Raw genomic sequence first — 13,303 nt, forward strand, 5'->3', positions numbered from 1 at the left:
TCGTTGTCGGTGGTGGCTGGTGCAGTGGTGTCGGGAGTTCAGAGCAGCAGGAAGCAGGGCATGTCGTGGACGATCTGAACCCGGCGTACGCCGACTCGGGTGGCTCCGACCACTCCGGCGGCAACGCGCCCGGCCTCGTTCCGCCGCAGGACCGGCACGCCGAGCAGTCGGTGATCGGCGGCATGCTGATCAGCAAGGACGCCATCGCCGACTCGGCGGAGGTCGTCAACGGCCGCGACTTCTACTTCCCGGCACACGAGATGATCTACGAAGCGGTCATCGACCTGTACGGACGCGGTGAGCCGGCCGACGCGATCACCGTCGCCGACGAACTCGCCAAGCGTGGCGAGTTGCAGCGGGTCGGCGGCCAGCCCTACCTGCACGAGCTGATCCAGTCGGTGCCCACCGCGGCGAACGCCGGGTACTACGCGCAGATCGTCGCCGAGCGGGCGGTGCTGCGCCGACTGGTCGAAGCCGGCACCCGCATCGTGCAGATGGGGCAGTCCGACGGCGGGGGAGACGTCGTCGACGTCATCAATGCGGCGCAGGCGGAGATCTTCGGGGTCACCGCCGGCAAGGACACCGAGGACTACGTGCGCCTGGGCGAGGTGGTCGAGCAGACCGCCGACGAGATCGAGGCCGCGTCCTCGCACGGCGGTCAGATGACCGGTGTGCCCACCGGCTTCCACGACCTCGACACCTTGACCAACGGTCTGCACCCGGGCCAGATGATCGTCATCGCCGCCCGGCCGGCTGTCGGCAAATCGACAATTGGTCTGGACATCGCGCGCGCTGCGTCGATCAAGAACAACATGACCTCGGTCATCTTCAGTCTGGAGATGAGCAAGGTGGAGATCTCGATGCGTCTGCTGTCGGCCGAGGCCGAGATCCAGTTGCAGCACATGCGCAAGGGCACGATGCGCGACGAGGACTGGGCCAAGCTCGCCAAGACGATGGGCCGCATCTCCGACGCTCCTCTGTTCATCGACGACTCACCGAACATGTCGCTGATGGAGATCCGGTCCAAGTGCCGCCGGTTGAAGGAGCGCAATAACCTCAAGCTCGTCGTCATCGACTACTTGCAACTGATGACGTCCGGCAAGAAGGTCGAATCGCGTCAGCAGGAGGTGTCGGAGTTCTCGCGTGCGCTGAAGCTGCTTGCCAAGGAACTCGAGGTGCCGGTCATCGCGATCTCGCAGCTGAACCGAGGCCCGGAGCAGCGCACCGACAAGCGTCCGCAGATGAGCGACCTTCGCGAATCGGGTTGTCTGACGGCCGACTCCCGCATCCTGCGCGCCGACACCGGGGCTGAGATCACCATCGGTGAGTTGGTTGCATCGGGAGAGAAGGACGTCCCGGTCTGGGCCCTGGACGACCGGCAGCGTTTGGTCACTCGGACGATGACGCATGCGTTCCGCAGCGGTGTGAAGCCGGTCTTCCGGTTGACGTTGGTGTCCGGAAAAACGTTGCGACTCACCGAGAACCACCCCCTCATGTCGTACGACGGATGGCGCGCGCTGGGTGACCTCAAGGAAGGCGACCGGGTCGCCGTCCCACGGCACGTGCCGGCGCCGGAGAGGTTCGAACCGTGGGACGACAAGGCTCGGATCATTCTGCTCGCGCATCTCATCGGCGACGGGTCGTTTGTGAAGGGTCAACCGCTGCGGTACGCGTCCATCGACGAGGCGAACCTGGAAGTGGTTTCTCAAGCGGCGCTGTCCGCTTTCGGGATCGTCTCGGTGCGAGACGAGTACGCGGCTGCTCGCTGCACGACCTTGCGACTTCGCGCGCCGTATCGGCTCGATCATGGAAAGCGAAACCCGATCACCGAATGGCTTGACGGACTCGGACTGTTCGGGCTTCGTAGCCACGAGAAATTCGTGCCGGAGTCGATGTTCCTTGCTTCGAAGCGTCAGATCGCGTTGTTCATCAACCACATCTGGGCGACCGACGGATCGGTGACCGTCAACAAGTCGAAGTCGGGTGGGCGCATCTACTACGCCTCGACTTCGCGCCGGCTCGTGGACGACCTGAGCCAGTTGCTGCTGCGGTTCGGCATCTCGACGCGTACGCGAGTGACCCGCGAGGGCAACTACCGCGACGGGTACACGATCGACGTCTCCGGATCGGACAGTCAGCGCCGATTCCTCCAGGAGATCGGGGTGCACGGTGCGCGGTCGGTTCAGGCGGCCGAACTGCTCGGGATCATTCGTGAGAAGCAGAACAACACCAACGTCGACACCGTGCCGGTGCAGGTCTGGGACACCGTCAAGCAGGTCATGTCTGATCAGGGGATGACGCACCGTGAGTTCGCCGCGGCCATGGACTCGCAGTTCTGCGGGTCGACCATGTGGAAGCGCGCCCCGAGCCGCGAGCGCCTGGGCCGCGTTGCGGCAGTGCTGGATTCGGCAGACCTCGAACTGTTCGCGATCAACGACGTCATGTGGGACACCGTGAAGTCGGTCGAACTCGACGGTCTGGAGGAGACGTTCGACGCGACCGTGCTCGGCGCCCACAACTTCGTGGCGAACGGAATCAGCGTCCACAACTCCATCGAGCAGGACGCCGACATGGTCATCCTGTTGCACCGTGAAGACCAGACGAACAAGGAGTCCGAGCGCGTCGGCGAGGCGGACGTCATCGTGGCCAAGCACCGTAACGGCCCGACCGACACGATCACGGTGGCGTTCCAGGGCCACTACTCGCGATTCAAGGACATGGCGCAGAACTTCTGAGTTGATGACCTGCTGCTGCTGTCGAGATGCAGCGAACATTGGTCGAATCGGGGTTTGATCAAAGTAGGGGCAGTTTTCAGGTCGTTTTGGCATCGAGAATCGCACAACTTGGAAGTTTGTTCGAGGTGAGAACTGTTCTCGCTGACAAGGGGTCGCGATGTTTCTGCAGGTCAGGAACATGGCGATCGGCGCGGCAGTAGTTATGTAAAGTTACTCGGGCGTACAGCCTGTGAGCTCACGGGTAGGTGCACGGGTAGTCGATGTCGTCGACTGCTGGAGCGGGGACGGGGATTGGTCGTCTGGGCATCTGCTGGGACGGTTCAGCCGGTCGGTCGGAAATCGTCGAGCACGCCGCCGACTCCCGACCGACCCAAGGCCGTTCACGAGCTCCGAAAGGTCCTTGATGAGATTGCGCAAGAGCAGCAGGTCGTCATCACAACGCACAGTCCTTTGCTCGTCGGTCGGGGTGATGTCTCGGGGAACATCATCATCCAAGAGAACCGCGCGGTGCAAGCGACATCACTGACTCAGATTCGTGATGTTCTAGGTGTTCGAGTTGCGGACAATCTGCAATCTGCCAATGTCGTGTTGTTGGTGGAGGGGTACGGTGACAAGCGCATCATCACGACATTCTTGAATCGTCGCAGTAAGGCGATTTCATCCGCACTGAGTAATGGGACACTGAGGATCGAGTGCACTACTGGCGCCCCCAATGTCGCCTATCAGTATCGACTGTACTACGACGGTGTGTGCCGTGTACATGCATTGCTGGATAACGACGGGGCTGGTCGCAAAGCATTGGAGGCCTTGGAGAAGGAACCGGGATTCAGGCACCAAGACGCCACAGTGGTCTCCGTTGTTGGAATGAACGAGTCCGAAATGGAAGATCTTTTCGTAGAGGAGTATTTTGGTGAACTGATTTTTGAACGGTTCAATGTTGTGCTTCGCGCGGGTGTCACCCACCCGGCAAAGAAGTGTACAGCGAGAATGAAAGACTATTTCTCCGATTCCGGCCAGGCATGGACGAGAAACGTCGGCGATCAGTTGAAAACTCTCGTGGCGGACGGTGTCGAACATGATCCGGATTCCGTCTTGCGGGCCGACAGAACCGGGCCGCTTGACGCACTTGTCAGGGCACCACCAACATCGACACCTTCAACCCGCTGCGCATCGCCGGTCACGAGTGGGCCGACATGTTCGCCGATGTCAGCTCCGCCGACAACTGGGCCGACCGCTGGTCGTACCTGCTGCGCGGGCCGGGCTGGGCCTACGACAAGCGCAAGGCGCGACTGGCTGCCTAGGTCACGAAGGTGGTTGCCTGCTGGTCGGATCCATCCGCAAGAGCTCAGGCCGCGGGGGTCTTCAGCAAGTCCTGCATCGTGCGTATCTCGGCGTTCTGAGCCTTGATGATCGAGTCGGCAAGGCTGCTGACCTCCGGGTTGTCGGTGGTCTTCTTGACGTCCGACGACATCGTGACCGCGCCTTGGTGGTGCTTGACCATCATCGTCAGCCACATCCGGTCGAACGCCGGGCCTGTCGCCTTGCCGAGCATGTCCATGTCCTGTTGCGACATCATTCCGGTCATGTCGCCCGTGCCGCTCATGCCGTTCATGCTGCTCATGTCGTGGCCCGAGTGATCGCCGCCGGTCGGCACGGTCGCGCCCCACGACTTCAGCCACCCGGTCATCGTGTTGATCTCGGGATCCTGTGCCTTCTTGATGGCGGCCGCGAGGCGGGTGACGTCGGCCGAGACGCCCTGCCGGTTGAGCGCCATGTCGGCCATCTGCACCGCCTGGCGGTGGTGCGGGATCATCTGCTGCGCGAACCTGATGTCACCTTGCCTGCCGGCTGCAGTCGCCGGTGACGCGGCCGAGGACATCATCGATCCGTGCCCCGCGGAGTGGCTGCTGTCGTCGCTTCCGCATGCTGTGAGCGTGAGTGCGAGCACGGCGGCGCCGGCGAGGGTGATCGTCGAAAGGTGTTTCATACCAACAAGACTCGTCCACCGATCTGACGTGCGGGTCGAGGTTCTATGGAGCTTTCATGGAGTTGGCAGGGTGATCCGAAAGCGTGCGCCCGTGCCGAACCCGTTGCTGTGCGCCGTGATCGACCCGCCGTGCGCGAGCACCACCGAACGACAGATCGCGAGGCCGATGCCCGCGCCTCCGTGGTCTCGGTCGCGCGCGGTGTCGGTGCGGTAGAACCGTTCGAAAACGTGCGCCAGGTGCTCCTCGCCGATGCCGTCGCCGTCGTCGGCCACCTCGATCGACACTGCCTGGGGCTCGGGTCGGACGGTGACCCGGATTCGTCCGCCGTCCGCCGTGTGTCGCTCCGCGTTGTCGAGCAGGTTCGTCAGCACCTGCTGCAGGCGCAGGCGATCGCCGCGTAGCGTCGTCCCGGACGGCGCGGACACGTCCAGCGTGAGGCCGCGCGCTCTGAGGTGTTCTTGGCGAGGGCCAGTGACCGAAGCGAGCAGCTCGGCGACGTCGATCGGGTTGCGTTCGAGGGTGATCGCGGATTCGTCCGCCCGCGAGATTGCGTTGATATCTCTCGTGAGCCGGTCGAGACGGGTCACCTGTTCGCGCAGCACGGCCGTGAGTTCGTGACCGCTCGTCACGTCGTCGTCGGCCGCGTCGAGGTAGACCTGAATCGTGGCGAGCGGTGTGCGTAACTCGTGGCCGAGATCGGAGAGCATCTGCTGGCGCACCTGCTCGGTGCTGGCGAGCTGGGCCGACATTCGATTGAACGCTGTGCCGACCGCAGCAAGCTCGCTCAGGCGGGTCGGCTGCGCGACCGTTGCCCCGTAGTGGCCGTCCGCGAGACGCGTGGCGGCTGAGGCGAGGTCCTGCAGTGGGCCGGTCAGTCGTCGGCCGAGGACGACGGTGACCAGGCCGGCGGCAGCGATGGCTGCGAGGAGTGCGGCCCCCAAGGTGAGGAGCCCCGCGGACCGGAATGCCTCCTCGACGTGGTCGAAGGTGGACCCCGAGGTGTCGGATCCGGCGAGATGCAGATGTTCATGGAACAGGGGCGGGCCGATCACCGCGGCGGCCACCGTGGCGACGACCGCAGTGACACACAGGACAACGGCCTGAGCGATCAGCAGCCAGGTCACCAGGCTTCGAGATCGGCTGCCGACAGTCCTCATGATCCGCTGCCCGCTCGGTAACCGACGCCGCGCACCGTTTCGATGAAGCGTGGATTGGACGCGTCGTCGCCCAGCTTTCGACGCAGGTGCGCGATGTGGGTGTCGACGAGGTGCTCATCGCCCACCCAGTCCACGCCCCAGATGGCTTCGATGAGCGCTCGGCGGTCGAACGCACGTCGTGGTTGGCCCAAGAACGTTGCGAGCAAGTCAAATTCGGTGCGAGTGAGTTGGATCTGCGAGTCGGCGAGGCGTACCTCGCGCGCGTGAGTGTCGACGGTGAGGTCGCCCAGTCGCAGCGTTGCCGCGACTTGTGTGGATGCACCGCGCGGACGACGCAGGAGCACACCCACTCGTGCGACCAGTTCGCGGACGCTGAAAGGCTTGGTCATGTAGTCGTCGGCGCCCACCGAGAGGCCGATCAGGGTGTCGGTCTCGTCGTCCCGAGCGGTGACCATCAAGACCATGCAGTCCGAGAAGGTGCGCACCCGACGACATACCTCGACGCCGTCCAGGCCGGGCAGCCCGAGATCGAGAACGATGACATCGGGCACCCAGTCGCGCGCGGCCGAGACGGCGTCGGTGCCGGTGTGTTCCACGCGCACCCGATGCCCTGCGCGATCGAGGTAATTGGCGATCATGCCGGCCAGGGCCTTTTCGTCGTCAACGACGAGAACCCGCGTCCGGTGGTCATTCGGGGGCGCCTTCATCGGGCCAGTCTCGACCACGGTCGGGTCCGTGGGGGAAGGACCGTGCCGAAGCGATCGACACGTCACACGATCTTCGTGAAATCTCCATGGTTCTCGGGAACGGTGTCGAGCGGTCGTTGGTTGCACGAGCCATGACCAAATACCCCCAGGGGGTATTATGCGAGAGGATGACATGAGTACGGAACCGCAGAACGCCGGCCATGAACACCACGGCGCCGTCAGTGCCGAGCAGTCGAGCCAAGAACACGCCGGTCACGCTGGGCATGCCGACCACGCTGGGCATGGCGGCCATGGCGGTCACGGCGGTCACGGCGGTCACGGCGGTCACGGCGGTCACGGCGGTCACGGCGGTCACGGCGGTCACGGCGACCATGTCGCGATGTTCCGGAGGCTCTTCTGGGGCTCGCTCGTCGTTGCGATTCCCACCGTTCTCCTGTCGCGGATGTTCGCCGACCTCGTCGGCTACGACCTGCCGCACAACGTCCTGATCGACGCCGCCCCGCCGGTGCTCGGCACCGTCCTCTATGTGTGGTTCGGGCGGCCGTTCCTGACCGGTGCCGTCGGCGAGGTCAAGGCGCGTCAGCCCGGCATGATGCTGCTCGTCGCGCTGGCGATCACGGTCGCGTTCGTTGCGTCGTGGGGCGCGACTCTCGGGCTGCTGCCGCACCATCTCGACTTCTGGTGGGAGCTCGCGCTGCTGGTCGTGATCATGCTGCTGGGTCACTGGATCGAGATGCGGTCGCTGGCCCGCACGACGTCGGCTCTCGACTCGCTCGCGGCGTTGCTGCCCGACGAGGCCGAGCGTGTCGACGGCGACGAGATCTCCACCGTTTCGCCGTCCGACCTGCGGGCCGGCGACATCGTCGTCGTCCGCCCGGGCGGCAGCGTGCCGGCCGACGGACGCGTCGTGCAGGGTTCGGCGGCGATGGACGAAGCGATGATCACCGGTGAGTCGCGCACCGTGCGCCGCGAGGTCGGCGACGCGGTGGTGGCCGGCACGATCGCGACCGACTCCGGTCTGCGGGTCGAGGTGACGGCGACGGGCGACCGGACGACGCTCGCCGGCATCCAGAAGTTGGTGGCCGACGCACAGGCGTCGGGTTCGCGGGCGCAGCGGCTGGCCGACACGGCTGCCGGTTGGCTGTTCTGGTTCGCGCTCGGCTCGGCCCTGATCACCTTCGTGGTGTGGGCCCTCGTTGGCCTGCCCGACGACGGCGTCGTGCGCACGATCACCGTGCTCGTCATCGCCTGCCCGCACGCTCTCGGCCTGGCCATTCCGTTGGTGATCTCGATCGCCACCGAGCGCGCCGCGCGCGCCGGCGTGCTGGTGAAGGACCGCCTCGCGATGGAGTCGATGCGTTCGGTCGACACCGTCCTCTTCGACAAGACCGGCACGCTCACCAAGGGCCAGCCGACGGTCACCGCTGTGCAGCCCGCCGACTTGCAACCGCTCTCCGCCGACGACCTGTTGGCGCTGGCTGCGGCGGCCGAGGCCGACTCCGAACACCCACTCGCCCACGCGATCGTGCGGGCCGCCGAGCAGCACGAGCTCACCGTGCCGAAGGCCGACGGTTTCACCTCCCACCCCGCAGTCGGAGTGTCGGCGGACGTCGACGGACGCACCGTCCGCGTCGGTGGGCCGGCCCTGCTCGATCAGATCGGCGGCGACGAACTCGCCGTCGCGGACGACTGGCGCGAGGAGGGCGCGATCATCCTGCACGTCGTCGTCGACGGTGCGGTGGCCGGTGCGTTGCGCCTGGCCGACGAGATCCGCGAAGAGTCGCGCACCGCGGTGCAAGCGCTGCACGAGCGCAGTGTGCAGGTCGTCATGATCACCGGCGACGCCGAGGCGGTCGCGCACTCCGTGGGCGCCGAGCTCGGCATCGACCGAGTCTTCGCCGGCGTCCGCCCCGAGGACAAGGCGTCGAAGGTGGCCGAGTTGCAGGGCGAGGGACGGAAGGTCGCCATGGTCGGCGACGGCGTCAACGACGCGCCCGCACTGGCCACGGCCGACGTCGGCATCGCGATCGGTGCCGGCACCGACGTGGCGATCGGTTCGGCGGGCATCATCCTGGCGTCCGACGATCCGCGCTCGGTGCTGTCGGTGATCGAGCTGTCGCGTGCGACGTACCGCAAGAGCGTGCAGAACCTCGCGTGGGGCGCCGGTTACAACCTGGTCGCCGTGCCGCTCGCGGCCGGTGTGCTCGCGCCCATCGGTTTCGTGATGCCGATGTCGGTCGGGGCATTGCTGATGTCGGCCTCGACGGTCGTGGTCGCGCTCAACGCTCAGCTGCTGCGCAGGCTCGACCTGCGCCCCGGCTCGACGGCGCCCCAGAAGCACCAGCCGGAGGCGGCCGCGCGGCACTAGGTTGATCGGAGTCCGCACCCGCCCGGCTCGAGGAGTTCGCGTGACCACCACCGCAGTCGTCACCGGAGCGTCGTCCGGGATGGGTCTGTTCGCCGCTGTCGAGTTGGCCAAGCGCGGCCTCGACGTCGTCGGCACGGTGCGTGACACCGCCCGCGCGAGCGCTCTGCTCGAGGCCGCCGACGAAGCCGGGGTGTCGGTGAGCATCGCCGAACTCGAGGTCACCGACCCCGCCGCGGGCGACCGCCTCGCGGCCATCGCCGCCGAACACGACGGCATCGACGTGCTGATCAACAACGCCGGACGCGGCTGCGTCGGCACCGCCGAAGACCTCACGATGGACGAGATCGAAGCCCAACTCGCGGTCAACTACCTCGGCCCGGTGCGCCTCACCAAGGCGGTGCTGCCCGCCATGCGCGAGCGCGGACAGGGGCGCATCCTCACCGTCACCAGCGTCGGCGGCGTGGTGGGTCAGCCGTTCGCCGACGCCTACTGCGGGGCGAAGTTCGCGGTCGAGGGCTTCATGCAGTCGCTCGCCGTCGTCGCCCGCGAGGTCGGCGTCTGGGTGAGCGTCGTCGAACCGGCCGCGGTCGCCAGCTCGTTCGTCGACAACGCCGCCCGCACCGCGAGCGAGGGGCCGTACGCCGCGCTGCTCGACGCCTACCTGGCCCGCACCAAGGTGTCGTTCGCCGCCGCACAGCAGGCCGCCGACGCCGGACGCGCCATCGCCGACGCCGCGACCTCCGACACCTACCGCTTCCGCTGGCAGACCTCCGAGGCCGCCGAACGGTTCGCCAGCATCTCGCTCGCCGACCTCGACGGCAGCCGCGTGCAGGGCGTGACCGCCGGGTGGATCGCACCGAGCGGCTCGGCCTGACACTCGCCGACCTCGACCGCTGCCCTCCTGACCGAATCCGCGCGACAGATGGTCGCTTGTGCCGGTCGAAAGCGACCATCTGTCGCGCCGATTCGAGGGTGGCTGCGGCCGGCTGACAGGATCGAGTGGTGACCACCATCGCCGTCGGATGCCGCCACTCGGTCGGCGTGCGCCGCGACGGAACCGTGCTGGCCGTCGGGCACGGGGGAGCCGGTGAGCTCGACGTCGGCGACTGGACCACCGTGCAAGCCGTCGCCGCCGGCAACGTGCACACCTTCCGCAACACCGGGCGGTCGCACACCGTCGGGCTGATCGCCGACGGCACGGTGCGCGCCACCGGTTGGAACGGCGACGGCCAGTGCGATGTGGGTTTCTGGTCGAACGTCGTCGGTGTCGCGGCCGGATGGCGGCGCACGCTCGCGGTGCTGGCCGACGGCACCGTCCGAGCCACCGGACGCCGCGACGAAGGCGCATGCGATGTCGACGACTGGGCCGACATCGTGGCTGCGTCGTGCGGCGACTGGCATTCGGTGGGGCTACGGTCCGACGGCTCGGCGGTCGCCGTCGGCGCCGACCGCCGCGGACAGTGCGCGGTCGAGACGTGGCGCGACCTGGCCGCAGTGGCAGCCGGCTACCTGCACACCCTCGGACTCACTCGAGCCGGTCGCGTGGTGGCCGCGGGCGCTCCGTCGGCCGGTTTGCGCGAGGTGCACGAGTGGCGCGACGTCACCGCGATCGCAGCCGGCAGCCACCACTGCGTCGCACTCACATCGTCCGGACGCGTCGTCGCGGCCGGTGACAACAGCGCCGGGCAGTGCGACGTCGGCGACTGGACCGGCATCGTCGCGATCGCCGCCGGATCGCAGCACACCATCGGCCGGCGCAGCGACGGCACCGCGCTCGCGGCCGGCTGCGGAGATGACGGCCGGTGCGACGTGGCGGGGTGGACCGACCTGCGCCTGCCCTGACCCGCCCGCCCTCCTCACCGAATCCGCGCGACAGATGGTCGTTTGCGCCGGGCACAAGCGGCCACCTGTCGCGCCGAATCCAGGGTATGGGCGCTGCAGGTTACTTGCGCTGGAGTGCACTCCAGCACGTACGTTCGACGCATGGAGCTCGTCGAGGCAACCGAAGACCGAGAGATCGGCATCGCGGAGATGGCGCAGATGTCGGGTCTGACCCCGGACACGCTGCGCTGGTACGAGAAGGAAGGCATGCTGCCGCCGGTCGGTCGCGGCGTCGACGGACGGCGCGCCTACAGCGGTCGTGACCGTGACCTCGTCCGGTTGCTGGCCGCACTGCGTGCGACCGGTATGCCGACCTCGCTGATGAAGGAGTTCGTCGCGTTGATCGCCGAGGGCGCTGCGAGTCACGGCCGTCGCATCGACGTCCTGCAGGAGTCGCGCGAACGCCTGGAATCGCGCCGCCGCGAGATCGACGAAGCGCTGGCCGCTCTCGACGCCAAGGTCGACCACTATCGGCAGCTGATCGACGCCGGCCTCGACTGCGACAACCGTCCCGTTGCGGCGTCGGTGCGCCGACTCCAACGCTCCACCGACCGCACACTCACCAAGGAGATCTCTTGAACACCAGGCGAATTCCCGCCTTGAGTCGCGACACGGCTGCGATCGGTCTCGGCTGCATGGGCATGTCGTGGGCCTACAACACGCCCGAGTCGGCCGACCCGCGCGCGGCCGCCGTCGTGATCCACGGCGCGCTCGACCGCGGGATCACCCTGCTCGACACCAGCGACGCCTACGCGGCCGGCCACAACGAGCAACTCGTCGGGCAAGCAATCGCCGGACGCCGCGACGAGGCGATCGTCGCGACCAAGGGTGGGCTCGTCTCCAGTTACGTCGACGGCAAGCCGCACCTCGAGCGCAACGGCCGACCCGACCATCTGCGCGCCGCGATCGATGCCAGCCTGGAGCGCCTCGGCGTCGACCGGATCGACCTCTATTACCTGCACCGGGTCGACCGCTCCGTTCCGCTCGAGGAGAGCTGGGGTGCTCTTGCCGACGCGGAGGCGTCCGGGAAGGTGGCGGCGATCGGTCTGAGCGAGGTCACGGTCGAGCAGGCCGACCTGGCCCACCGGCTCCACCCGGTGGCGGCGGTCCAGTCGGAGCTGTCGCTCTGGACCCGCGACGCGCTGGGTGAGGGCACGAACTCCGACGGCGCGAGCAGCGGCGATGTCGTCTCGTGGTGTGCCGATCACGACGCTGTCTTCGTGCCGTTCTCCCCACTCGGACGCGGCTTCCTCACGGGCAAGCTCGACGTGAATACGTTGCCCGACAACGATTTTCGAGCAGGTCTGCCGCGCTTCTCGGGTGACAGCGCGCGCCAGAACGAGCGCATCGTCGAGGTCGTACGGGACGTCGCGCGCCGGCACTCCTGCAGCCCGGCGACGATCGCGCTCGCGTGGGTGTTGGCGCAGGGCGAACACGTGATCCCGATCCCCGGCACGACGAAGCTCGGCCGACTCGACGAAAACCTGGCCGCGGCCGCGATCGACCTGACGGAGCAAGACCTGCAGTCGCTGGACAACCTGCCGGCAGCAACGGGATCGCGCTACTGATGGGCGCTACGGCGCTGCTCGAGGTCGACTTCCAAGGCTGGATCGTCGACCTCGCGCACGACCGCACAGTGACGAAACGGGCAAGAGCCACCAGGGACCATTGGCGAGCACAGGGCGCGTCGGTGTTCTGCCTGCGCTACCTCGATGCTGGTGACGGACCGAGGGCCGATCCGACGAGTCGCGACGCCGCGTTCGACCCGGCGCTGGCGCCCGAGCCCGGCGACATCGTGCTCAGCAAGGCGACGCGCAACGCGTTCGACAACCCTGACCTGCATGCCAACCTGCAACTGCGCGCCGTCCGCAATGTCGTCATCGACGGACTGCTCACCGACCACGGCGTTTTCGTCGCCGCAATCTCGGCTCATCGACTCGGTTACGACGTGACCGTGGTGGGTGATGCGTGCGCGTCGTCGACCCTCCGCGATCACGATCGTGCGCTGGCGGCGATGCGCGCCGAGGGCATCCGAGTCGCTCCGGCCGCGCGCTGACCGAATCCGCGCGGATTCGAGGATGCGTCGGCTGACCGCGCGCCGGTCGACGGTGGGAGCATCGACGGATGGAAGCCGACCTCTTCGCCGGTGTCGCCGTGAGTGACCGCGACCGTGCCGTCGAGTGGTTCGACCGGTTGCTGGGCGAGGTCGAGTCGTTCGAGCCGAACAGCGACGAATGGGTCTGGACCATCGCCGAACATAGGCACCTCTACGTCGACGTCCGCCCCGAGCAGGCGGGGCACTCGATGGTCACCCTGTTCGTCGACGACCTCGACCGGTTCGTGCAGGAAGCAACCGCGCGCGGTGTCGAGCCGGAGTCGCAGGAGATGTACGACAACGGGGTGCGCAAGACCATCTACCGCGACCCCGACGGCAACGAGATCGGCGTCGGCGGCTGAACCGCGAGGC

At 67.1% G+C, this 13,303-nt stretch carries 11 protein-coding genes; 8 read left to right on the plus strand and 3 right to left on the minus strand.

Annotated features, from left to right (window positions below; all coding sequences use genetic code 11):
• The first annotated feature begins 65 nt into the window (after nucleotides 1-65).
• Nucleotides 66-2,735, plus strand: a complete 2,670-nt coding sequence (locus MF407_RS15290) for a replicative DNA helicase (protein ID WP_170221639.1) — start codon at nucleotides 66-68, stop codon at nucleotides 2,733-2,735.
• Between the two features lie 1,345 nt (nucleotides 2,736-4,080).
• Here the strand turns inward: MF407_RS15290 and MF407_RS15295 are convergent.
• Genes MF407_RS15295 through MF407_RS15305 form a run of 3 tightly spaced genes read right to left on the minus strand, consistent with a single transcriptional unit; the run spans nucleotide 4,081 to nucleotide 6,587 of the window.
• Nucleotides 4,081-4,722, minus strand: coding sequence for a DUF305 domain-containing protein (locus MF407_RS15295; RefSeq protein ID WP_141927175.1), 642 nt, complete (start codon nucleotides 4,720-4,722; stop codon nucleotides 4,081-4,083).
• A 54-nt stretch (nucleotides 4,723-4,776) separates the two neighbouring features.
• Complete coding sequence (locus MF407_RS15300; RefSeq protein ID WP_170221638.1) at nucleotides 4,777-5,847, minus strand: ATP-binding protein; 1,071 nt, start codon at nucleotides 5,845-5,847, stop codon at nucleotides 4,777-4,779.
• A 29-nt stretch (nucleotides 5,848-5,876) separates the two neighbouring features.
• Nucleotides 5,877-6,587, minus strand: a complete 711-nt coding sequence (locus MF407_RS15305; RefSeq protein WP_141927172.1) for a response regulator transcription factor — start codon at nucleotides 6,585-6,587, stop codon at nucleotides 5,877-5,879.
• A gap of 157 nt (nucleotides 6,588-6,744) precedes the next feature.
• Between MF407_RS15305 and MF407_RS15310 the strand changes: the two genes are divergently transcribed.
• The 7 genes from MF407_RS15310 to MF407_RS15340 all read left to right on the plus strand — a co-directional run bounded on the left by MF407_RS15310 (nucleotide 6,745) and on the right by MF407_RS15340 (nucleotide 13,293).
• Nucleotides 6,745-8,955, plus strand: a complete 2,211-nt coding sequence (locus MF407_RS15310) for a heavy metal translocating P-type ATPase (RefSeq protein ID WP_239702818.1) — start codon at nucleotides 6,745-6,747, stop codon at nucleotides 8,953-8,955.
• Between the two features lie 40 nt (nucleotides 8,956-8,995).
• A complete protein-coding gene (locus tag MF407_RS15315) occupies nucleotides 8,996-9,829 on the plus strand; it encodes an SDR family NAD(P)-dependent oxidoreductase (RefSeq protein ID WP_205744795.1) in 834 nt (277 codons plus the stop codon).
• A 128-nt stretch (nucleotides 9,830-9,957) separates the two neighbouring features.
• The gene (locus MF407_RS15320) at nucleotides 9,958-10,797 is read left to right on the plus strand and encodes a chromosome condensation regulator (protein WP_129627148.1); all 840 of its coding nucleotides are present in this window, start codon (nucleotides 9,958-9,960) and stop codon (nucleotides 10,795-10,797) included.
• 141 nt (nucleotides 10,798-10,938) lie between these two features.
• The gene (locus tag MF407_RS15325; protein WP_205744797.1) at nucleotides 10,939-11,415 is read left to right on the plus strand and encodes a MerR family transcriptional regulator; all 477 of its coding nucleotides are present in this window, start codon (nucleotides 10,939-10,941) and stop codon (nucleotides 11,413-11,415) included.
• Complete coding sequence (locus tag MF407_RS15330; protein WP_239702819.1) at nucleotides 11,412-12,404, plus strand: aldo/keto reductase; 993 nt, start codon at nucleotides 11,412-11,414, stop codon at nucleotides 12,402-12,404. Before MF407_RS15325 ends, MF407_RS15330 begins: the two co-directional genes overlap by 4 nt.
• Nucleotides 12,404-12,892: a cysteine hydrolase gene (locus tag MF407_RS15335; RefSeq protein ID WP_129627151.1), complete on the plus strand. Its 489-nt coding sequence runs from the start codon at nucleotides 12,404-12,406 to the stop codon at nucleotides 12,890-12,892. Before MF407_RS15330 ends, MF407_RS15335 begins: the two co-directional genes overlap by 1 nt.
• Nucleotides 12,893-12,960: 68 nt before the next feature.
• Entirely contained in the window at nucleotides 12,961-13,293 is a 333-nt protein-coding gene (locus tag MF407_RS15340; protein WP_129627154.1) for a VOC family protein, read from the plus strand.
• Nucleotides 13,294-13,303 lie beyond the last annotated feature (10 nt).

Origin of the sequence: Yimella sp. NH-Cas1, assembly GCF_022359705.1 — a bacterium.
Classification (GTDB): domain Bacteria; phylum Actinomycetota; class Actinomycetes; order Actinomycetales; family Dermatophilaceae; genus Yimella; species Yimella lutea.

Coding starts and splice junctions, on each gene's coding strand:
- MF407_RS15295 (WP_141927175.1), bottom strand. CDS start 4,722: ATGAAACACCTTTCGACGATCACCCTCGCCGGCGCCGCCGTGCTCGCA.
- MF407_RS15305 (WP_141927172.1), bottom strand. CDS start 6,587: ATGAAGGCGCCCCCGAATGACCACCGGACGCGGGTTCTCGTCGTTGAC.
- MF407_RS15310 (WP_239702818.1), top strand. CDS start 6,745: ATGCGAGAGGATGACATGAGTACGGAACCGCAGAACGCCGGCCATGAA.
- MF407_RS15325 (WP_205744797.1), top strand. CDS start 10,939: ATGGAGCTCGTCGAGGCAACCGAAGACCGAGAGATCGGCATCGCGGAG.
- MF407_RS15335 (WP_129627151.1), top strand. CDS start 12,404: ATGGGCGCTACGGCGCTGCTCGAGGTCGACTTCCAAGGCTGGATCGTC.
- MF407_RS15340 (WP_129627154.1), top strand. CDS start 12,961: ATGGAAGCCGACCTCTTCGCCGGTGTCGCCGTGAGTGACCGCGACCGT.